Raw genomic sequence first — 19,362 nt, forward strand, 5'->3', positions numbered from 1 at the left:
GAATGGCCGCATGAGCACCCCTGCGCACCTCGCCCCGCGACCGCCGGCCTTCGGCTCCACCCGCGCCGACCTGTGGATGCAGGTGGTCCTGGTGCTGGGGGTCTCCCTGGGCGCCTCGGCGCTCTACGCGGTGCTCTCCCTGGCCGAGCAGCTCTCCCGCGGACCGCTCTCGGAGGCGCGGACGACGATGAACCCGCCGCTGAGCCCGCAGCCGCTGCTCGACCTGCTGCGCCAGCTCACCGGCATCGGCCTGGACCTGGTCCCGGTGCTGCTGGCGCTGTACCTGCTCGCCGGGTCCGCGGGCGCGCTGGGCACGGTGCGGCGGCGGATCGGGCTCGACGCCCGGATGCCGGTCCCGGACCTCGGGCTGGGCACCGTCCTGTTCCTCGTCATGGGCCTGGGCACCCTGGCCCTCTACGCGGCCGGCCGCGCCCTGGGGCTCACCGCGGAGGTGACGACGTCCGGGCTGGCCGAGCACTGGTGGACGGTGCCGGTGCTGCTGCTCTCCGCGCTGCGCCACGCCCTGGTCGAGGAGGTGGTGGTGGTCGCGTTCCTGACCGACCGGCTCACCCGCATCGGCTGGCGCTGGCCGGTGGTGCTGGCGGTCACGGCGCTGTTCCGCGGCAGCTACCACCTCTACCAGGGCATCGGGCCCTTCCTCGGCAACGTGGTGATGGGCCTGGTCTTCGCCGAGCTCTACCGGCGCACCGGGCGGGTCATGCCCCTCGTCGTCGCGCACTTCCTGCTGGACGCCGTGGGCTTCCTGGGCGTCGGCCGGCTGCTCGGCTGAGGCGGGCCCGCCGTGCGGGCCCGCNCCGTGCGGGCCCGCCCCGGCCGGCGCCTCAGATGGTGACGAGCCCGTCGAGGGTGCTGAAGGACACCGAGAGCAGGCCGGGCGTGCCCTCCGGGTAGCGCCACTCCACCGCCAGGTCGTCCAGCGCGGTCTCCACGGGCGCGCCCAGCCACTCGGCCACCCGGTCGGGCGACCCGGCGATGCACATCCCCGCCAGGGCCACGTCGGTGATCCGCGCCTGGGACGGGTGCATCTCCGGGTCCGAGTCGAAGTGCACCATGAACGGCAACTGGGGGTCGGCGATCAGGCCCTTGACGCCGATCTGGTGCCACTCCAGGCACCGGCCGTCGGGGAACACCCGGTGGCCGGGCACCGCGTGCCGGCCCAGGCGCTGCTCGAAGGGCGCGAGGTCGTCGACCTCGACGACCCAGCCCAGCCAGCCGCCGCCGGCCTCGGAGCGGGCGCGCACGGCCCGCCCGAACGGGGCCTTCTCCGCCGCCGGGTGCTCGAGGACCTCGACGACCTCGACGTACTGGTGGTTCGTGAGGGGAAGGATCATGTTGCGGGTGCCGAAACGGGGGTGCACCCCACCCTTGACCGGCTCGATCCCCAGCTGATCGGCGATGCGCTCGGTGGTGGCCGCCAGGCCCTCCGGGCGGCAGGCGTAGGACACGTGGTCGACTCTCATGGGCTCATCGTGGCACCGTGTGACTTTCGTCTCCAAATCGGTCCCCGGCGAGGTGCTCCCCGGCCCGTCCGGCCCGCGTGCGGGGCGCTCGCCGCGCCCCGGCTTGACGCCGTGTCGCTCGAATCCGGAGAATGCTGTCCAGGTCATGAGCGCCAGCGTCCAAGCCCCAGCTAGCTGGCCGGCAACCCTCCTCCGCGGTGGGGTGCCCTGGGTGAAGACCGGGCTCCTCGCAACCGGCGAGCGAGCAAGCGCGGGTCCTCGGTGCCCGGCCGTCGCACGGCAGCACCACCACGGTCGGACACCGGACCCCTGACACCCGCAAGGAGTCTCCCGGCATGTCCGAGTCCACTGCTTCCACGACCGACCGCCCCGCGACCGCGCTGCCCAGCCCGGAGCACCCGGCCGGCTGGTCGTTCGAGACCCAGCAGATCCACGCCGGCCAGCGCCCCGATCCGGTCACCGGCTCCCGCGCCCTGCCCATCCACCAGAGCACGTCCTTCGTCTTCCCCGACGCCCAGGCCGCCGCGGACCGCTTCGCGCTGGCGGAGCTGGGGCCCATCTACACCCGCATCGGCAACCCGACCACGGAGGTCGTGGAGAACCGGATCAGCGCCCTGGAGGGCGGGGTGGGCGCCCTGATGCTCAGCGCGGGGCAGTCGGCCACGACCTTCGCGGTGCTCAACCTCGCCGGGGCGGGGGACCACGTGGTGGCCAGCCCGAGCCTGTACGGCGGGACGTACAACCTCTTCAAGTTCACGCTGCCCAAGCTCGGCATCGAGACCACCTTCGTGACCGACCCGGACGACCCGGAGGCCTGGCGGCGGGCCGTGCGCCCGAACACCAAGGCGTTCTTCGCCGAGACCATCCCCAACCCGCGCAACGACGTCCTCGACATCGAGACGGTCTCCGGGATCGCCCACGAGCACGAGGTCCCGCTCATCGTGGACAACACGGTGGCGACCCCGTACCTCGTCCAGCCGTTCCGCTGGGGCGCGGACATCGTGGTGCACTCCGCCACGAAGTTCCTGGGCGGGCACGGCACCGCGCTCGGCGGCGTGATCGTGGACTCCGGCGCCTTCGACTTCGGCCGGTACCCGGAGCGCTTCCCCGGCTTCAACCAGCCCGACGAGTCCTACGGCGGGCTGGTCTACGCCCAGGCCCTCGGTGCGGAGGGCGCGTTCGGGGTCAACCTCTCCTACATCCTCAAGGCCCGGGTGCAGCTGCTGCGCGACCTCGGCTCGGCGATCTCCCCGTTCAACGCGTTCCTCATCGAGCAGGGCATCGAGACGCTGTCGCTGCGCATGGAGCGCCACGTGGCCAACGCCGGGGAGGTGGCCCGCTGGCTGGAGGCGCGCGAGGACGTGCGCTCGGTGAGCTGGGCGGGGCTGGAGTCCTCGCCCTGGCACGACCGGGCGCGCAAGTACGCGCCCCGCGGCGCCGGGTCCGTCCTCGGGTTCGTCCTCGAGGGCGGCCGGGCGGCCGGGGCGGCGTTCGTGGACGCCCTGACGCTGCACTCCAACGTGGCGAACATCGGCGACGTGCGCTCCCTGGTGATCCACCCCGCGTCCACCACGCACAGCCAGCTGCTGCCCGAGGAGCAGCTCGCGGCGGGGGTGGAGCCCGGCTTCGTGCGCCTGTCCGTGGGGCTGGAGAACGTCAAGGACATCCTGGCGGACCTGGAGCAGGGCTTCGCCGCGGCCGCGGCCGTGGCCGGAGGGCAGGAGTGAGCGTGACGGTGCTGCGCGGGGCCGGCGCGGACGTGCGCGAGGACGGCGTGCCGCGGCACGCCGAGATCGGCACCCTGGAGCTGGAGTCCGGCTTCCGGCTGCCGGAGGTCCGGCTCGCCTACGAGACCTGGGGCGTGCTCGCCCCGGACGGCTCCAACGCGGTGCTCGTGGAGCACGCCCTCACCGGGGACACCCACGTCGCCGCCGGGCGGGCCCGGCCCGGGGCCCCGGAGGCGCAGCGGCGCGCCGCCGAGAGCGGCGGCTGGTGGGACGGCCTGGTCGGCCCCGGCGCCGCCATCGACACGGACCGCTACTTCGTGGTGTGCGCCAACATCGTGGGCGGCTGCTACGGCTCCACCGGGCCGTCCACCCCGGCCCCGGCCGAGGTGGACCCCGAGCGCCGGCCCTGGGGCTCCCGCTTCCCCCTGGTCACCGTGCGCGACTCCGTGCACGCGGAGGCCGCCCTGGCCGACGCCCTGGGCATCGACGCGTGGCGCCTGGTCATCGGCGGGTCCATGGGCGGGGCGCGCGCCCTGGAGTGGGCGGTGACCTACCCCGAGCGGGTCCGGGCCTGCGCGGTGGTCGCCGCGTGCGCCCAGTCCAGCGCCGAGCAGCTGGCCTGGGGACAGGCGCAGAACCTCGCGATCCGCCAGGACCCGGACTTCCGGGGCGGGGACTACTACGACGGGCCCTTCCCGGTGACCGGGCTGGGCCTGGCCCGGCGGATCGCCCACATCACCTACCGCTCCGCCGACGAGCTGCACCACCGGTTCGGGCGCACCCCGCAGGCCGAGGAGCAGGTGATCGACACCCATCCCGGGGGGCGCGGGCGCTACCAGGTCGAGAGCTACCTGGACCACCAGGCCTCCAAGCTCGCGGGCCGCTTCGACGCGAACAGCTACCTCGCCGTCAACGAGACGCTCATGTCCCACGACGTCTGCCGCGGCCGCGGCACGCTGGAGGAGGCCCTGTCGGTGACCTCGTGCGAGTGGCTCGTGGCCGCGGTCGACTCCGACCGCCTGTACCTGCCGCGCGAGTCCGACGTCCTGGCCGCCGCCCTGCCCGGGGACGTCCGGCGGCACACCCTCACGTCCCCGTCCGGGCACGACGGGTTCCTCATCGAGGCGCCGCAGGTGGGCAAGCTGCTCGTGGAGACCGTGCTGGCCCGGCCCTGACGCCCGGGCCGTGGGCCCGGGCCCGGGCGGACGGCGCCGCGGGTGGCACACTGGTGCCATGACCGACGCCCCCGCCCCGACCGGAACCGCCCCGACCGCAGCCGCCCCCCACGCCGTGTGGAGCAACGACCCCGAGGCCCGCCCCGGCACCCCGCTGCTCGTGCTGCTGCACGGCTACGGCTCGCACGAGCACGACCTCATGGGCCTCGTCCCGGAGCTGCCGGGTGAGTTCAGCGTGGCCTCCCTGCGCGCGCCCCAGCCCGTGCAGCTGGGCTTCCAGTGGTTCCCGCTCGCGGCCGACCTCAGCTTCTCCACGGAGCGCGTGGCCGAGGCGGTGGCGCCCGTGGCCGCCTGGCTGCGCGAGCGCGCCGCGGAGCACTCCAGCATCACGCTGCTGGGCTTCTCGCAGGGCATGGCGATGGCCACCTCGCTGGCGCGCACCCTGCCCGGGGAGATCGCCGCGGTGGTGGGCCTGTCCGGGTTCGTGGTGCCGGGCGAGCACCCAACCCTCGCCGACGAGCGGCTGCGCGAGCGTCCCCTGCCGATGTTCTGGGGCCGCGACCCGCAGGACCCCGTCATCCCGCAGCACCTCGTCGACAGCACGGCCGAGTGGATGCTCGAGCACGCCGACGTCATGAAGGTGCACTACACCGGGGTGGGCCACGGGATCAGCCCCCAGGAGCTGCGCCACGTGCGGGAGTACCTCACCCACGTGGTCCTGGGGGGCTGACCGCGGACGCTCAGCCGCCGGCGGTGATCCGGACGGCGGCGCCCCCGGTCGAGACCACGTCGCCCGGGTGCAGCTGCCGGCCGCGCCGGGTCTCGACCTCGCCGTTGACGCTCACCTGCCCCTCCTCCACGAGGGAGCGGGCCTGGGCGCCGTCCTCGGCGAGGTTGGCCAGCTTGAGCGCCTGGCCGAGCCGGATCATGTCGTCGCGGATGGGCAGGTCGTCGGTGTGCCGGGGCGTCGGGGAGCTCGTCATGCTCCCAGTGTCCCAGGTCCCGGCGCCCGGCGGGCCGCGCCGGTTCCCCGCCCCCCGTTCCGCCGGTCGGCGACGGCCCCGGCGATTGGCTACCCTGGGTCGGGGACGCCGCCCGCGGCGTCCCCGACCGTGACGGCCGGCGACGGCCGCATCCCCGGCGCCGACCCGCCGGGCTACGCAACCCACCACGCGCGTCCGCAGCCGGCGGTCGGGCGAGAACCTGGAGTGATCCCCATGGCCCCCAAGTCCACGTTGGACAACGTCATCTCGCTGGCCAAGCGCCGCGGTTTCGTGTTCCAGGCGGGTGAGATCTACGGCGGCTCCCGCTCCGCCTGGGACTACGGGCCCCTCGGCGCCGAGCTCAAGGAGAACATCAAGCGCGAGTGGTGGCAGACCTTCGTGCGCGGGCGCGAGGACATGGTGGGCCTCGACTCCTCGATCATCCTCCCGAAGGCCGTCTGGGAGGCCTCCGGGCACGTGGCGACCTTCACGGACCCGCTGGTGGAGTGCACCTCCTGCCACCGGCGCGCCCGCCAGGACCACCTGATCGAGGCGTTCGAGGAGAAGAAGGGGCGCGCCCCGGAGAACGGGATGGCCGAGATCCCCTGCCCCAACTGCGGCACCAAGGGCCAGTGGACCGAGCCCCAGCAGTTCTCCGGCCTGCTGAAGACCTTCCTCGGCCCGGTCGACAACGAGGAGGGCCTGCACTACCTCCGGCCCGAGACCGCCCAGGGCATCTTCGTGAACTTCAACAACGTGGTCACCGCCTCGCGCAAGAAGCCCCCGTTCGGCATCGGCCAGATCGGCAAGGCCTTCCGCAACGAGATCACCCCGGGCAACTTCATCTTCCGCACCCGCGAGTTCGAGCAGATGGAGATCGAGTACTTCACCCACCCCTCGGAGGCCGGGCACTGGTTCGACGAGTGGGTGGAGGCGTGCTGGAACTGGTTCACCGACCTCGGCATCGACCCCGACCACATGCGCCGCTACGACGTCCCCGAGGACGACCGCGCGCACTACTCCGCCGGGACGATCGACATCGAGTACCGGTTCGGCTTCCAGGGCAACCCGTGGGGCGAGCTCATGGGCGTGGCCAACCGCACCGACTACGACCTCGGCGTGCACAACCAGCACTCCAACGCGGACCTCAGCTACTTCGACCAGCAGACCAACGAGCGCTACGTGCCCTACGTGATCGAGCCCTCGTTCGGGCTGACCCGCTCGATGATGGCCTTCCTGGTGGACGCCTACACCGAGGACGAGGCGCCCAACGCCAAGGGCGGGGTGGACAAGCGCACCGTGCTGAAGCTGGACCCGCGGCTGGCCCCGGTCAAGGCCGCGGTCCTGCCGCTGTCCCGCAACGAGGACCTCTCGCCGAAGGCCCGGGACCTGGCCGCCGAGCTGCGCCGGAACTGGAACATCGACTTCGACGACTCCGGGGCGATCGGGCGCCGCTACCGCCGCCAGGACGAGATCGGCACCCCGTTCTGCATCACCGTGGACTTCGACACCCTCGAGGACCAGGCCGTGACCATCCGCGAGCGGGACGCGATGACCCAGGAGCGCGTGGCCCTCGACCAGGTGAAGTCCTACCTGGCCGGGAAGCTCGTCCGCTGATGAGCGCCGCGCTCACCCTGCGCCCCTGGCGCGACGGCGACGACCTGCGGCTGCTGGAGGTGTGGCCGGACCCGGAGACCCCGCAGGCCGCCGCGTTCCGCGCCGTGCTGCGCCCCGACGCCGACGCCCCGTGGTCGCGGACCGTGGTCGCGGAGGACGCCGGGGTGCCGGTGGCCGCCGGAACCGTCTACGAGTCGGCGCTGCACCCCCTGCGGCTGTGGGTCTACGTCGAGGTCGCCCCCGACCGCCGTGGCGAGGGGATCGGCCGGGCCCTGCTGGGGCGGTTGCGCGCCGAGGCCGCGGGCTCGCCCTCGGGCGTGCGGGCGCTGCGCACCAAGGCCGAGCCCGGCTCGGCGGGGGAGCGGTTCGCCCGCGCGGCCGGCCTGGAGCCCGTCCAGGTCTCCACGGTGGTGCGCGTCGGCGCCGGGGCGCTGCCGCTGCAGCCGCTGCGCGAGCACCCCGACGGCACGCCGGCCCAGGCCGTGGAGGACCTGGCCACCGGCTCCGTGGAGCTCACCCGGGCGCTGTGGGAGTTCTACCGCTCCGTGCACGCCTGGGACGAGCCGGCCGAGCTGCCGATCGGGCGGGTCAACCAGCTGTTCCTCTCCGACGCCGCGCACGCGTACGGGGCCGTGGTGCTGCGCAACGGCGTGGCGGCGGGGGAGCGGGGGCGGATCTCGGCCTTCGCCGTCAGCTACCGCCCGGTCGAGCTGGACGCCGCCCCCGGCGGCGACCCGGGCCCGGCCGCGGGACGGACGGCCGAGGACGCCCCGGCGCACGTGGTGCTCGGCTGGGCCCCGGGGGACGCCGCGGCGGGACCGGCGCTGGAGCGGCTGCTGGCGCTGCTGGCCCACCAGCATCCGGTGCAGTTCCAGGTGGACGGGTCCATGGCGCCGCTGACCGCCGTCGTCGAGAACCTGCTCGCCGCCGGCGCGGCCACGGTCGTGGAGACCACCGTGGTCCTCGCGGAGCCGCCCGCCGCCTGAGCGCCCGTGGCACGGGCCGGGCCCCGGGACCATCCGGTCCCGGGGCCCGGTCCGTCGGCCGTCCGTGAGAGAATTCCCCGGTGATGGATACGCGACCGACCGACACCCTGCCCGGGCCCGCCCGGCTCGACCTGCCGCCGCTGCAGCTGGGCGGCCTCACGATCGACGTGCCCGTGGTGCTGGCCCCCATGGCCGGGGTGACCAACAAGGCGTTCCGCCGGGTGTGCCGGGAGTACGGCGGCGGGCTCTACGTCACCGAGATGGTCACCGCCCGCGCCCTCGTGGAGCGCCGGCCCGAGTCCATGCGGATCATCGACCACGACCCGGACGAGACCCCTCGCTCCATCCAGATCTACGGGGTGGACGCCGTTCACGTGGGCCGGGCCGTGCGCATGGTCGTGGAGGAGGACCGGGCCGACCACGTCGACCTCAACTTCGGCTGCCCCGTGCCCAAGGTCACCAAGCGCGGGGGCGGGTCGGCCCTGCCCTGGAAGACCGACCTGTTCACCGCGATCGTGCGCACCGCCGTGGAGGAGGCCTCCCGCGGCGGCGTCCCCGTGACCGTCAAGATGCGCAAGGGCATCGACGACGCCCACCTCACCCACCTCGAGGCCGGCCGGATCGCCCGCGACCTCGGCGTCGCGGCCGTGTCCCTGCACGGGCGCACCCTCGAGCAGCACTACTCCGGGACCGCGGACTGGAACGCCATCGCCGAGCTGCGCGAGGCCCTGCCCGACGTGCCCGTGCTCGGCAACGGGGACATCTGGAGCGCCGAGGACGCCGTGCGCATGGTCGAGCAGACCGGTGTGGACGGCGTGGTCATCGGCCGCGGCTGCCAGGGCCGGCCCTGGCTGTTCGGGGACCTGCAGGCCGCCTTCGAGGGCCACCCCGACCGCTTCCGGCCCGGGGTCGCCGAGGTCGCCCGCACGATCTACCGGCACGCGGAGCTGCTCGTCGAGATGTTCGGCGACGAGGCCAAGGGGCTGCGCGACATCCGCAAGCACGTCGCCTGGTACTTCAAGGGCTACCCGGTGGGCGGGGAGCTGCGCGCGCGGATGGCCCAGGTGCCCGACCTCGCCACCCTGCGCGAGCTGCTGGCCGAGCTCGACCTCACCGTCGGCTACCCGGGTCCGGCGGTGGAGGGTCCGCGCGGACGGGCCGGCTCGCCCAAGCGGCCGCACCTGCCGCAGGGCTGGCTGGACTCCCGCGAACTGGGCGACGCCGAGCGGCTGGGCCTGGTCGCGGCGGAGCTCGACGTCTCCGGCGGCTGAGCCGCCCTCCCCGACCAGAGAGGACCGGGCATGCCCCACACGTCCATCGAGATCGACCGCACCGGTTCCCCGGCCCCGGGCTACGAGGCCCGCGACGTGGCGCGCTGGGTGGCGGAGGACCACCACAACAAGTACCGCTCCGACTTCGAGCGGGACCGCGCCCGGATCCTGCACTCCTCGGGGCTGCGGCGCCTGGCGTCCAAGACCCAGGTCGTCTCCCCGGACACCGACGACTTCGTGCGCAACCGCCTGACCCACTCCCTGGAGGTCGCCCAGATCGGCCGGGAGCTGGGCCGGATGCTCGGCTGCGACCCCGACGTCGTCGACGCCGCCTGCCTCTCCCACGACCTCGGCCACCCGCCCTTCGGGCACAACGGGGAGTCGGCCCTGCACCGGCTGACCCAGCACATCGGCGGCTTCGAGGGCAACGCGCAGACCCTGCGCCTGCTCACCCGGCTCGAGCCGAAGGTGCTCGACGACGCCGGGGCGCCCGCCGGGCTGAACCTCACCCGCGCCGTGCTGGACGCCGCCTGCAAGTACCCGTGGCAGGCGCACGAGGCGCCGCTGCGCCCGGACGGGACCCGCTCCCCGAAGTTCGGCGTGTACACCGACGACCTGCCGGTGTTCGAGTGGCTGCGGGAGGGCGCGCCCGCGCGCACGAAGTGCCTCGAGGCCCAGGTCATGGACCTCTCCGACGACATCTCGTACTCGGTGCACGACGTCGAGGACGCGATCGCCTCCGGGTACGTGCAGCTGGGCTGGCTGGCCGACACGACCCAGCGGGACAAGGTGCTCGAGATGACCCGGCGGTGGTACCTGCCCGGGGCCGCCCCCGCCGCCCTCGACGCGGCCCTCACCCGTCTGGAGGAGTCCTCCCTGTGGGTGCGGGAGATGGACGGCTCCCGCAAGCACCTCGCCCGGCTCAAGAACATGACGAGCCAGCTCATCGGGCGCTTCGCGATGTCCGCGGTGGGCGCCACCCGGGACATCTACGGCGAGGACCCGCTGACCCGCTACGACGCCCAGCTCGTCGTCCCGCAGGACACGGCGGTGGAGATCGCGGTGCTCAAGGGCATCGCCACCACCTACGTCATCACGGTGCGCGACGCCCAGCCGATCTACGACAACCAGCAGGAGGTGCTCTCCATCCTCGTGGGCGCGCTCATGGACTCGGACGGCCGCTACCTCTCGCACGCCTTCGCCGCCGACTGGCACGAGATCGGCGAGGGCCCGGGGACGGAGACGGCCCGGCTGCGCCTCGTCGTGGACCAGATCGCCTCCCTCACCGACCTCTCCGCCGTGGCCCTCCACGACCGGATCCGCGGCACGCACTGGCGGGTGGGGGACAAGCCGCTCTGGTGAGCCCGGCGGCGAACACCGCGGATCCCGTTCAACGGATGTGAGCTGGGTCTCCCCGGCGGGCGCTTCCTAGAATCGTCGGAGCTGTGCTCCTCCTCACAAAAGGGTCTGAACGCCATGAGCTCCTCTCCCGGGTCCGCCGCGCGCGCGGCGTCCACCACCGCCGGGCGGCCCACGCCCGTGCTCCGCTCCCGCGCCTGGGTGGCGCCGCTGTGCTGGACGGCGGTGCTGCTCGACGGCTTCGACGCCGTGGTCCTGGGCGCCGTGCTGCCGTCCATGCTCGAGGGCGGCGCCCTGGGCCTGACCACCGCCCAGGGCACGGCCGTGGCCACCGCCGGGCTCCTGGGCATGATGATCGGCGCCCTCGCGATGGGCTACCTCACCGACCTGCTCGGCCGCCGCAAGATGCTCATCGGCGCCGTGGTCCTGTTCTCCCTGCTGACCTTCGCCGCGGCCTTCTCCCCGAACGTGCTGGTCTTCGGCCTGCTGCGCTTCCTCGCGGGGCTAGGCCTGGGCGGCTGCCTGCCCACCGCCATCGCGATGGTCACGGAGTTCGCCCGCCGCGGGCGGGGCTCCAACGCCACCACCCTGGTGATGACCGGCTACCACGTGGGCGCCGTGCTCACCGCGGCGGTCGCCATCGCCGTGGTCCGCCAGTTCGGCTGGCAGGAGATGTTCGTGCTGGGCGCCCTCCCGGCGTTCGTCCTCGTGCCGCTGATGGTCGTCTTCCTGCCCGAGTCCCCGTCCTGGCTCGCGTCGCAGGGCCGCGCGGCCGAGGCCCGCGCGGTGGCCGAGCACTACGGCCTGGACATCGCCCACCGCTCCGCCGCCGAGGAGCAGGCCGAGAAGGTCGGCGCACGGATGCTGCTGGCCCCGGGCTGGCGCCGCAACTCCGTGGCGATCTGGGTGGCCTCCTTCATGGGCCTGCTGCTGGTCTACGGGCTCAACACCTGGCTCCCGCAGATCATGCGCGCCGCCGAGTACGACCTCGGCAACTCCCTCGGTTTCCTGCTCATCCTCAACGTGGGCGCCATCCTCGGCCTGGCGGTCGCCGGGCGGGTGGCCGACCGGATCACCCCGCGGGTGGCGGGCATCGTCTGGTTCCTCGGCTCGGCGGCGCTGCTCGCGGCGCTGGCGATCAGGCTGCCCTTGCTCGGGATCTACGCCCTGGTCCTCGTCACCGGCTTCTTCGTCTTCTCCTCCCAGGTGCTCGTCTACGCCTTCACCGCGGCCAACCACCCGCCGCGGGTGCGCGCCACGGCCCTGGGCATGTCCGCCGGCGTGGGGCGGCTCGGGGCGATCTCCGGGCCCATCATCGGCGGCACCCTGCTCACCGCGGGCCTGGCCTACCCCTGGGGCTTCTTCGCCTTCGCCGCGGTGGGCGGGCTGGGCGGGCTGGCCCTGGCCGGCACGAGGACCCGCCAGGAGCTGCGCGAGACCGCCCGCTGAGCCCCGCCGCTCCCGGGCGGCACCGGCCGGGCCCCGCGGCACTGCACCGCCGCCGGGGTCCGGCCGGGCGCGTCGGGCGGCGCGCCTAGACTGTTCCCGTGGCAGGACTGATCAGACGCGAGGACATCGACGAGGTGCGCGCGCGCACCGACATCAAGGAGATCGTCGACGGCTACGTCACCCTCAAGAGCGCCGGCATCGGCTCCTGGAAGGGCCTGTGCCCCTTCCACGACGAGCGCTCGCCGTCCTTCCACGTCCGGCCGCAGATGGGGACCTACCACTGCTTCGGCTGCGACGAGTCCGGGGACGTCATCGCGTTCCTGATGAACATCGACCACACCACGTTCGCGGAGACGGTGGAGAAGCTCGCCGCCCGCCTGGGCTACGAGCTGCACTACGAGCAGGGCTCGGGGCCGAAGAAGGAGGAGGTCGGGCGCCGCCAGCGGCTGCTGGACGCGCACAAGGTCGCGGCCGAGTTCTTCCAGCGCCACCTCTACACGCGCCAGGCCGCGCCCGCCCAGCAGTTCCTGGGGGAGCGGGGCTTCGACGGCGAGGCGGCCAAGCGCTACGGGGTGGGCTACGCCCCGCGCGGCTGGGACCACCTGCTCAAGCACCTGCGCGAGCGCGGCTTCACCGACCAGGAGCTCAAGCTCACCGGGATGTTCTCGGAGGGCAACCGGGGGCTCTACGACCGCTTCCGCGGGCGGCTGGTGTGGCCGATCCGCGCGGTCGCCGGCGAGGTCATCGGCTTCGGCGCCCGCAAGCTCTTCGACGACGACCCCGGCCCCAAGTACCTCAACACCCCCGAGACGGCGCTCTATAAGAAGTCCCAGGTGCTCTACGGGATCGACCTCGCCAAGCGGGAGATCGCCCGGCAGCGCCGGCTCGTCGTCGTCGAGGGCTACACGGACGTCATGGCCTGCCACCTGGCCGGGGTGACCACGGCCGTGGCCACGTGCGGGACCGCCTTCGGGCCCGAGCACATCAAGATCGTCCGCCGTTTCCTCTCCGACGACGGCGGCGGCGGCGAGGTGGTCTTCACCTTCGACGGCGACGCCGCCGGGCAGAAGGCCGCCCTGCGCGCGTTCGAGGAGGACCAGAAGTTCGTGGCCCAGACCTACGTGGCGGTCGAGCCCCACGGGATGGACCCGTGCGACCTGCGGCTGGCCCGCGGCGACGCCGCCGTGGCCGAGCTGGTGGAGAACCGCCGGCCCCTGTTCGAGTTCGCCATCCGGGCCACGCTGAAGAACTACGACCTCGACACCATCGAGGGCCGGATCCGGGCCATGCGGGCGTGCGCGCCCATCGTGGCGCGGATCCGGGACCGCTCCCTGCGCCCCGCCTACGCCCGCCAGCTCGCGGGCTGGCTGGGTCTGGACCCCGCCGAGGTCCAGCGCGCCGTCGACGCCGCCGGCCGCGCCCCCCGGGAGGGGCGGGCGGAGCCGCCGCGGCCGGAGCCCGAATCCTCCGGGCCGCCCGCGGTCGAGCTGCCCGATCCGCGCGAGCCGGTGGCCCGGATGGAGCGCGAGGCGCTCGAGACCGTGATCCAGTGCCCGGACCTGATGCTGGAGCGGCACTGGGAGGAGTTCGGCCTCAGCGTCTTCCGCTACCCGGTGCACGGCGCCGTGCACGACGCCGTGCTCGCCGCCCGCGCCGGCCTGCTCGGCGACGGCGCCGGGGTGCCCGGCGGTCAGGTGTGGGTGGACGCCGTGCGCGGGCACCTGCCCGAGCCGCTGCACGGCTTCCTCGCCGAGCTCGCCGTGACCCCGCTGCCGGCCACCACCCAGCAGCAGCTGGAGCGCTACACGGCGGACATCCTCAACCGGCTCTTCGAGCTGCAGATCAACCGGCGCAAGTCCGACCGGCTCGCCGAGCTGCAGCGCACGGACCCGGCCGGGCAGCGGGAGCGCTACCAGCAGCTGCAACGGGAGCTGCTGGAGCTGGAGATGCAGCGGCGCAGCCTGCGCCAGGACTGAGCGGCGCGCCGCGCGCGCAATTTGTCGAACCCTGCCCGGGACGGTACAGTAGTGGCTCGTTGCACGCGTGCGTGCACGGTCCCCCGTAGCTCAATTGGCAGAGCATTCGACTGTTAATCGAAGGGTTACTGGTTCGAGTCCAGTCGGGGGAGCAGCGCAGAAGGCCCTCACCGACGGAAACGCCGGTGGGGGCCTCTCTCGTGCCCACCGGCGGCCACTCGCCGCGGACACGGAGGGACACCTGTTTCCGGTGACTGGTCTCCTGCCTGCTTCCGTGACGTGAGCACGGGATGCGCACCGAGGCAGCTTCGCGGCGCGGAGCCCAGGGTGGGACGAGGAGCTGCATCCACGGGCGCACGCGCTCGTCGCGTGATCATCCCCCGGTGCGCAGGACACGACCCGGCCGGGCGCCTGATGGTCCATCCCCTTCGACGACAATGAGCCGCATGAGACCCCGTCGCGCCCTGGCCGCCGCCGCGCTGCTCGCCCTCACCGGATGCGGTGAGCCGGAGGCCCCGCCCGCATCCGACCCGCCCCGGCCCACCTCCTCACCGGACCAACCGGCGCCCGTTGCCTCCCCGACCGCCTCCGACGCCGAGAGGGAAGCCGGCCAGGTGCTGCGTGCCCGCACCGCGGACGGCCGCCTCGTCACGGCCTACCTGGACGCACCCGTGCCGGGGGACCTGAAGAGCTACTTCGACGACACCGGAGCGACAGGCAACCAGTCCTACGTCGTGATGCAGTGCCAGAGACCGTGCTCCCTGGCCGATGCCGGCACCCCGGAGCTCGACGGCCTGGACCTGTGGCTGGAGCCGGTGGCCGGCGAGGAAGGTGAGGACGGAGCCATCGCCGACGCCGCGCCCGCTCAGTGGGGCGACGGAGCGGAGATGGCGTGGACGGAGGAGATGATCACCACCGAGGAGGCGGAGGTCCTCTGGGCGCGGGCCGCGGAGCTGGCCGAGAAGTACGCCCCGGGCACCGACGCTGCTCAGCAGATCTTCGTCCACCAGGCGGTGTCCGTGCCGGTGCCGGTGACCGGCGGGAAGGTGCAGATCGGGAACGAGACGGTGGTGCTGAGCCCGGTGGAGTGAACGGGCACGGTCTCGCGCGGCTGCGCACACCCGCGGTGCGCCATCACGTCCCGTGCCGCGACGGCGTCCCCACCATGTCGCTCACCGGCAACCCGGCCCGCGTCGCCGAGGCGTTCCCCGTCTCGACGTCGCCGCCCACCAGCTCACGGTCGCCCACGAGGACACGATGCCGCCGGCCAGCTCGATGAGCGTGGACCATGAGGGACTCACGTCATCGGCCCGATCCCGCCGCCGGCGGGGACCGTCGGGAACAGGTCGAGCACACCATCGCGGCCCTCAACGCCCACGACGCCGCCGGATTCGCGGCCACCTACAGCCAGGACGCGATCGTCTACACCGCAGCCTCCCCGGACCCCGTGCGTGGCCGAGCAGCCATCCAGCAGGACACCGAGCAGTGGATCACCGCGATGCCGGACATGACCCTCGAGCTCGAGGAGGTGGCGGTCGACGGCCCCACAGCAGCGATGCGGCTGCTGTTCGTGGGCACCCACACCGGCCCGCTGATGACACCGTCCGGGGCGGTCCCGCCCACCGGCCGCCGGGTGTCCGTGCCCATGGCGGTGTTCAACCGGCGCGACGAGAGCGGAACGACCGAGGTGGAGCACAGATACCTCGACATGATGTCCATGGCCCAGCAGCTCGGCCTCGTCTGACTCCCTGTGCGACGAACGCCCCGGGCTCCGTCGTGGAAGCCGATCCGCGAGACTCAGTCCTGCCGGTAGTAGTGCTTCTCCAGCTGCTCGGCGATGCCCCTGCGCCGGGCCCGGGCCGCCAGCAGCCGGAACACCGGCATCAACACCCGGCCGAGGCCGGGAAGGTTCACATCGGACTCCACCAGGACCAGGGCGGCGTGGTGGACGTTCTTCGGCCGCCCGTCCGGGGTGGTCAGGCCGGCCGCTGCCATGCGCTGCAGCGTGACCACCCACTTCTCGAACCCCGGATGGGCGGGCCGGACCTCGACGAGGAAGCGCACGGGCCGGTCGCCGGAGGCGCGGAACTCGTGCACCGCCAGCCGCGGCACCACGGCTTCCTCTCCGGCGCCCAACTGGACGGCGCGGCCGGCGATCTTGCCTGCCCCGCGTCCTCCGAGCACGCGAAAGGTCTCCACATAGTCCCTGTGGAAGTGCGGGAACACCCCGGTGCCGGGGTCGTACTCCCCGTAGATCAGCCCGTACTCCCCGCCGGTGTCCTCGCCTCGGCGCAACCAGGTCAGGGACGTCCCGGCGGCGTCGTTGCGGTACACCGGCCGCCCGGTGCGCATCTGCGTGATCTGCTCATCGGTCCAGTTCATGACCATCGCCCCCGGTCACCAGTCTAATTTCGGGCCCTCCGGGCAGCGCTCGCCGAGCGGGCAGGCGGTGGATTGTGAACGCGCTGTGCCCGTGCGCAAGACCGGAGCGCAGGTCGGTCGGAGCAGCGGCTCGGACAGGACAGGAGGCGCGGCGGAGACAGGTGCACAGGGGTTTGAGGCGCTCAGCCTCGGGGAGCCCGCCCACAAGCGGCACATCGGGTCCGCGCTGCTGCGGCTGCCGGCCGCGGTCTTGTTCGTCGTGCGCCGGTTGATGGACACTCGCGGCAAGGACCGGAAGAGCCGGGACCGGCGGATCGCGCTCGTGCTGGTGGCCGCCTCGGTGGCCTGCACGCTGCGGGGCATCCTCCTCGGCTGGAACGGCAGCAGAAGGGAGGCACCCGATGCGGACCGCGGTAGGGCTCAACCTGTTCGCCCTCGGATTCCTGACCGTCGGGCTGGCCTACCTGGCTCGCGGCCTGGCGCAGGGCAAAGGCACGGTGCCCAAGGGCCGGGACCGTCGGATCGCCGCGGCCCTGCTCGCCGTGGCGGCCGCGTTGTTCCTGGCTGCCGGCGGCTTCCTGATGACCGGAGACTGGAGATCCGGTCAACACATGGCTCCGTGGCGGCCCCGGCTGGGAAGCAGGACCGCCAGGGGCGGCGCGCGCCTCAAGGGGTGTTGCGGGTGGCGAGACCACGTCCCCCCGACGTGGTCTCGCGCTGTCGGGCCGCTCGCAGCGGCTCGCCGACAGGGATCAGCCCAGAGAGTCCGCCGGCGCCCCGGCAGCCCCACTTCTGTGCACACGCATGGGTTCAGCGGCGCCGGTGCCCTGGGCTACTTCGGCGCCTCGACGATCCGCAGCCCCGGCACGTCCTCGGCCACCCGGTGGGCGACCGCCCGCCACCACCGGGCGGTGGGCGGCAGCGGTGCGCCGGGCAGGTCGAGGGCCGGCATGTCGGCGTCCCGGTCGTAGACCTCGAGCACCGGGGTGCCGCCGGCGTGCTCGAGCAGGTGGGCGGCCAGCTGGTCGGCGACCTCGGCGGTGTACGCCTCGATCCGCTCGACGTCGTCGCGGACGCCCTCGGGGATGGGCCGGCGGTCGGACTCCCAGTCGTCGACCGAGCGCAGGCCGACGTCCAGAGCGGCGGCGAGCTGTTCCCGCGACAGGCCCAGCGCCTCGCGCACGACCTTCAGCTCGATCGGCGTCATCCGCCCGTCGGCCGGAACCCGCCCCGCAGGGAATGACTGCCGGCGGGACTGTGCCCAGGCGGCCAGGGCCTCGCTCACGAGCCCTCCACCGTCTGCCCGGTGTCGTCGTCGGGGTGGGCGGCGCCGACGGCCCAGCTCCACGGGGTGGTGAGGAAGTCGTAGGCGTCCTGCGGGAAGCCGTCGTCGTCGATCAGGTCCCGGGCGGCCAGGGCGACCAGGGCGTGACCCACCGGCAGCTCGAAGCTGCTGGCGGCAGCCGAGGCGGCGCGCTCCAGGGCTGCCCCGGACGGGGGCGGGGAGTCGGGACGGGAGCGCCGGTACATCTGCAGGAACAGGTCGGTGGCGATCGCCTGCGACAGGCTCCGCCACGACCCGAGGAGCTGGTCCAGGGCGTCCTGGCGCCCGGCGGCGGCCGCGGCGTTGACGGCCAGCGTCATGGCGGCGAGGCCGAGCTCCCCGTAGTCGACCTGCTCGGGGGCGTTGTCGGTGACGAACTTCTGGTGCAGGTCGGTCGCCTTCCGCAGCGCCAGGGACTCATGCAGACCGATGGCGGAGGCCTTCTCGAAGACGGCTCGGACCTGCGTGCCCTGGGGGCCGGCCGCGGCGGTGAGCATCACGGGATTCTGCCAGACGGGGCTGCTCACGCGCTCTGTCCCTCCCCGTGGTGGTGGTGCTTCTCCACGTCGTCGTCCAGAAGATGTCCCGAGGCTGAGACCGCTGCATCGCGGTGGGCCGTGATGGCACGGGAGACATAGGCGACGCGGTCGTTGCCGGTGGTGCGCTCTATCATCGGGAGGCCCTTCGGTCGTGATCGTGATGCTCGTCGAGGATCCCGGAGAGGACTGCTCCGGGGGTGTGCTGGTGCGCGGGGTCAAGACGCTCCAGCGCCGCGAGGAGAGCCGCGACGTCGTAGACCTCCGCTGGGTCCCCGCCGTGGTGGGTCCAGCGCCGTTCGGCGACCCAGGCCCACACGTGCACGGGCCGGCACCGGTCACAGGTGCCGTGCTCGGTGGTGAGGCAGTCCGGCCCGACCGGCTGATTGAGCCCGGAGATCTCTTCGGGGGTGCGGCGGTGGCGCTCCACCACGGACCAGAACTTCTCGTCGGGGATCTTGGCGAAGTCCTCGCTCAGCTCGGCCAGCGCTTCCCTGGACCGGGCCACGTCGTAGTAGAAATCCGCCCTGGACCACGGCGGGATCCGGTGGTGGGCGCGCAGCGCTTCGGTGATGACGCGATCCTGGTCGTACGCGATCTCGGCCACGGTGCGAGGCGCCGGGTCGGTGGCCGAGCGCCAGAGGCTGTCGAACAGGCCGGCACCCTCGGTGTAGGCCTGACGGACCAGAAGGGTGCCGATGTCCAGGGAGTAGCGCTTGGACCACAGTGCCCCGGAGAGCCGGTGGTAGACCTGGCCGTCGTCGAGAGTGAAGCTTCTCCGGTCGGAGGAGACGACGACACGGCGGGTGGTGGGCTCGCCGCTGGATCCGCTGCGGGCCGGGATGACCACCGCCCGAGCGCCGACGTACACCGCGCCGCCCTTGTTGAGCATCCGCCGCTCATCCATCGGCAACGCTCACGCTCATGTGGATCGGCCGGCGCTGTGGTCCGGAGGGCGGGAACGAGTCGTGCGCGGTGGACATCGTGGTTGCTCCTCGTGGAGTCGGAGGCGGTGGGCGACGTCTTCGTCCTGTGCCTGCTGTTCGGAACCGTAGCAGTCCACGGATGCCCGACGACAGGGTTGGAGCCAGCGGTC

At 73.2% G+C, this 19,362-nt stretch carries 19 protein-coding genes, 1 tRNA gene and 1 riboswitch; of the genes, 13 read left to right on the forward strand and 7 right to left on the reverse strand.

Going from position 1 to position 19,362, the window contains the following annotated elements; translation table 11 throughout:
- Nucleotides 1-10 precede the first annotated feature (10 nt).
- Entirely contained in the window at nucleotides 11-790 is a 780-nt protein-coding gene (locus tag AYX06_RS16455; RefSeq protein ID WP_062736689.1) for a CPBP family intramembrane glutamic endopeptidase, read from the forward strand.
- 52 nt (nucleotides 791-842) lie between these two features.
- Here AYX06_RS16455 and AYX06_RS16460 read toward each other — a convergent pair whose 3' ends face one another.
- Nucleotides 843-1,481: a VOC family protein gene (locus AYX06_RS16460; protein ID WP_062736690.1), complete on the reverse strand. Its 639-nt coding sequence runs from the start codon at nucleotides 1,479-1,481 to the stop codon at nucleotides 843-845.
- A 141-nt stretch (nucleotides 1,482-1,622) separates the two neighbouring features.
- Nucleotides 1,623-1,738, forward strand: a riboswitch (SAM riboswitch).
- 78 nt (nucleotides 1,739-1,816) lie between these two features.
- Between AYX06_RS16460 and AYX06_RS16465 the strand changes: the two genes are divergently transcribed.
- Genes AYX06_RS16465 through AYX06_RS16475 form a run of 3 tightly spaced genes read left to right on the forward strand, consistent with a single transcriptional unit; the run spans nucleotide 1,817 to nucleotide 5,113 of the window.
- Nucleotides 1,817-3,208 carry a bifunctional o-acetylhomoserine/o-acetylserine sulfhydrylase gene (locus AYX06_RS16465; RefSeq protein WP_232319337.1) on the forward strand — a complete coding sequence of 464 codons (1,392 nt, stop codon included), beginning with the start codon at nucleotides 1,817-1,819 and terminating at the stop codon, nucleotides 3,206-3,208.
- The gene (metX, locus tag AYX06_RS16470) at nucleotides 3,205-4,383 is read left to right on the forward strand and encodes a homoserine O-acetyltransferase MetX (RefSeq protein WP_062736691.1); all 1,179 of its coding nucleotides are present in this window, start codon (nucleotides 3,205-3,207) and stop codon (nucleotides 4,381-4,383) included. The genes AYX06_RS16465 and metX overlap by 4 nt, the downstream gene beginning before the upstream one ends.
- Nucleotides 4,384-4,441: 58 nt before the next feature.
- Nucleotides 4,442-5,113 (forward strand): alpha/beta hydrolase, encoded by a 672-nt coding sequence (locus AYX06_RS16475; RefSeq protein ID WP_062736692.1) that lies wholly within the window; start codon nucleotides 4,442-4,444, stop codon nucleotides 5,111-5,113.
- 10 nt (nucleotides 5,114-5,123) lie between these two features.
- On the opposite strand, the gene AYX06_RS16480 is transcribed toward AYX06_RS16475, so the two are convergent.
- Nucleotides 5,124-5,366 (reverse strand): RNA-binding S4 domain-containing protein, encoded by a 243-nt coding sequence (locus tag AYX06_RS16480; RefSeq protein ID WP_062736693.1) that lies wholly within the window; start codon nucleotides 5,364-5,366, stop codon nucleotides 5,124-5,126.
- A 234-nt stretch (nucleotides 5,367-5,600) separates the two neighbouring features.
- On the opposite strand from AYX06_RS16480, the gene AYX06_RS16485 reads away from it, so the two are divergent.
- The 9 genes from AYX06_RS16485 to AYX06_RS16525 all read left to right on the forward strand — a co-directional run bounded on the left by AYX06_RS16485 (nucleotide 5,601) and on the right by AYX06_RS16525 (nucleotide 15,768).
- On the forward strand, nucleotides 5,601-6,983 hold the full coding sequence (locus AYX06_RS16485) for a glycine--tRNA ligase (protein ID WP_062736694.1): 1,383 nt from the start codon (nucleotides 5,601-5,603) through the stop codon (nucleotides 6,981-6,983).
- Complete coding sequence (locus AYX06_RS16490; RefSeq protein WP_062736695.1) at nucleotides 6,983-7,969, forward strand: GNAT family N-acetyltransferase; 987 nt, start codon at nucleotides 6,983-6,985, stop codon at nucleotides 7,967-7,969. The genes AYX06_RS16485 and AYX06_RS16490 overlap by 1 nt, the downstream gene beginning before the upstream one ends.
- A gap of 83 nt (nucleotides 7,970-8,052) precedes the next feature.
- On the forward strand, nucleotides 8,053-9,240 hold the full coding sequence (gene dusB, locus AYX06_RS16495; RefSeq protein WP_062736696.1) for a tRNA dihydrouridine synthase DusB: 1,188 nt from the start codon (nucleotides 8,053-8,055) through the stop codon (nucleotides 9,238-9,240).
- Between the two features lie 30 nt (nucleotides 9,241-9,270).
- The gene (locus AYX06_RS16500; protein ID WP_062736697.1) at nucleotides 9,271-10,602 is read left to right on the forward strand and encodes a deoxyguanosinetriphosphate triphosphohydrolase; all 1,332 of its coding nucleotides are present in this window, start codon (nucleotides 9,271-9,273) and stop codon (nucleotides 10,600-10,602) included.
- 114 nt (nucleotides 10,603-10,716) lie between these two features.
- Complete coding sequence (locus AYX06_RS16505) at nucleotides 10,717-12,048, forward strand: MFS transporter (protein WP_062736698.1); 1,332 nt, start codon at nucleotides 10,717-10,719, stop codon at nucleotides 12,046-12,048.
- Nucleotides 12,049-12,146: 98 nt separating this feature from the next.
- The gene (gene dnaG / locus AYX06_RS16510; protein ID WP_062736699.1) at nucleotides 12,147-14,024 is read left to right on the forward strand and encodes a DNA primase; all 1,878 of its coding nucleotides are present in this window, start codon (nucleotides 12,147-12,149) and stop codon (nucleotides 14,022-14,024) included.
- A 79-nt stretch (nucleotides 14,025-14,103) separates the two neighbouring features.
- A tRNA-Asn gene (locus AYX06_RS16515) sits at nucleotides 14,104-14,176 on the forward strand.
- Nucleotides 14,177-14,470: 294 nt separating this feature from the next.
- A complete protein-coding gene (locus tag AYX06_RS16520) occupies nucleotides 14,471-15,115 on the forward strand; it encodes a hypothetical protein (RefSeq protein ID WP_062736700.1) in 645 nt (214 codons plus the stop codon).
- Nucleotides 15,116-15,312: 197 nt separating this feature from the next.
- The gene (locus AYX06_RS16525; protein ID WP_062736701.1) at nucleotides 15,313-15,768 is read left to right on the forward strand and encodes an ester cyclase; all 456 of its coding nucleotides are present in this window, start codon (nucleotides 15,313-15,315) and stop codon (nucleotides 15,766-15,768) included.
- Nucleotides 15,769-15,821: 53 nt separating this feature from the next.
- Here the strand turns inward: AYX06_RS16525 and AYX06_RS16530 are convergent, their stop codons facing one another.
- The 5 genes from AYX06_RS16530 to AYX06_RS16545 form a co-directional block, all read right to left on the reverse strand.
- Entirely contained in the window at nucleotides 15,822-16,406 is a 585-nt protein-coding gene (locus tag AYX06_RS16530) for a cupin domain-containing protein (RefSeq protein ID WP_186815611.1), read from the reverse strand.
- 832 nt (nucleotides 16,407-17,238) lie between these two features.
- Entirely contained in the window at nucleotides 17,239-17,691 is a 453-nt protein-coding gene (locus AYX06_RS16535) for a helix-turn-helix domain-containing protein (protein WP_062736703.1), read from the reverse strand.
- Nucleotides 17,688-18,257, reverse strand: coding sequence for a hypothetical protein (locus AYX06_RS16540; protein WP_062736704.1), 570 nt, complete (start codon nucleotides 18,255-18,257; stop codon nucleotides 17,688-17,690). The genes AYX06_RS16535 and AYX06_RS16540 overlap by 4 nt, the downstream gene beginning before the upstream one ends.
- Complete coding sequence (locus AYX06_RS19955) at nucleotides 18,254-18,403, reverse strand: hypothetical protein (RefSeq protein ID WP_157093472.1); 150 nt, start codon at nucleotides 18,401-18,403, stop codon at nucleotides 18,254-18,256. Before AYX06_RS19955 ends, AYX06_RS16540 begins: the two co-directional genes overlap by 4 nt.
- Entirely contained in the window at nucleotides 18,400-19,179 is a 780-nt protein-coding gene (locus AYX06_RS16545) for a hypothetical protein (RefSeq protein WP_147017426.1), read from the reverse strand. The genes AYX06_RS19955 and AYX06_RS16545 overlap by 4 nt, the downstream gene beginning before the upstream one ends.
- Nucleotides 19,180-19,362 lie beyond the last annotated feature (183 nt).

It is taken from the genome of Kocuria turfanensis, assembly GCF_001580365.1.
GTDB lineage: Bacteria > Actinomycetota > Actinomycetes > Actinomycetales > Micrococcaceae > Kocuria > Kocuria turfanensis.

What these genes read in the sequence shown, in the direction of transcription:
- dusB (WP_062736696.1), top strand. Translation starts at nt 8,053, where the DNA reads ATGGATACGCGACCGACCGACACCCTGCCCGGGCCCGCCCGGCTCGAC.
- AYX06_RS19955 (WP_157093472.1), bottom strand. Translation starts at nt 18,403, where the DNA reads ATGATAGAGCGCACCACCGGCAACGACCGCGTCGCCTATGTCTCCCGT.
- AYX06_RS16520 (WP_062736700.1), top strand. Translation starts at nt 14,471, where the DNA reads ATGAGACCCCGTCGCGCCCTGGCCGCCGCCGCGCTGCTCGCCCTCACC.
- AYX06_RS16525 (WP_062736701.1), top strand. Translation starts at nt 15,313, where the DNA reads ATGAGGGACTCACGTCATCGGCCCGATCCCGCCGCCGGCGGGGACCGT.
- AYX06_RS16465 (WP_232319337.1), top strand. Translation starts at nt 1,817, where the DNA reads ATGTCCGAGTCCACTGCTTCCACGACCGACCGCCCCGCGACCGCGCTG.
- AYX06_RS16500 (WP_062736697.1), top strand. Translation starts at nt 9,271, where the DNA reads ATGCCCCACACGTCCATCGAGATCGACCGCACCGGTTCCCCGGCCCCG.
- AYX06_RS16475 (WP_062736692.1), top strand. Translation starts at nt 4,442, where the DNA reads ATGACCGACGCCCCCGCCCCGACCGGAACCGCCCCGACCGCAGCCGCC.
- AYX06_RS16480 (WP_062736693.1), bottom strand. Translation starts at nt 5,366, where the DNA reads ATGACGAGCTCCCCGACGCCCCGGCACACCGACGACCTGCCCATCCGC.
- AYX06_RS16460 (WP_062736690.1), bottom strand. Translation starts at nt 1,481, where the DNA reads ATGAGAGTCGACCACGTGTCCTACGCCTGCCGCCCGGAGGGCCTGGCG.
- AYX06_RS16505 (WP_062736698.1), top strand. Translation starts at nt 10,717, where the DNA reads ATGAGCTCCTCTCCCGGGTCCGCCGCGCGCGCGGCGTCCACCACCGCC.
- AYX06_RS16490 (WP_062736695.1), top strand. Translation starts at nt 6,983, where the DNA reads ATGAGCGCCGCGCTCACCCTGCGCCCCTGGCGCGACGGCGACGACCTG.
- AYX06_RS16530 (WP_186815611.1), bottom strand. Translation starts at nt 16,406, where the DNA reads ATGAACTGGACCGATGAGCAGATCACGCAGATGCGCACCGGGCGGCCG.
- AYX06_RS16485 (WP_062736694.1), top strand. Translation starts at nt 5,601, where the DNA reads ATGGCCCCCAAGTCCACGTTGGACAACGTCATCTCGCTGGCCAAGCGC.
- AYX06_RS16455 (WP_062736689.1), top strand. Translation starts at nt 11, where the DNA reads ATGAGCACCCCTGCGCACCTCGCCCCGCGACCGCCGGCCTTCGGCTCC.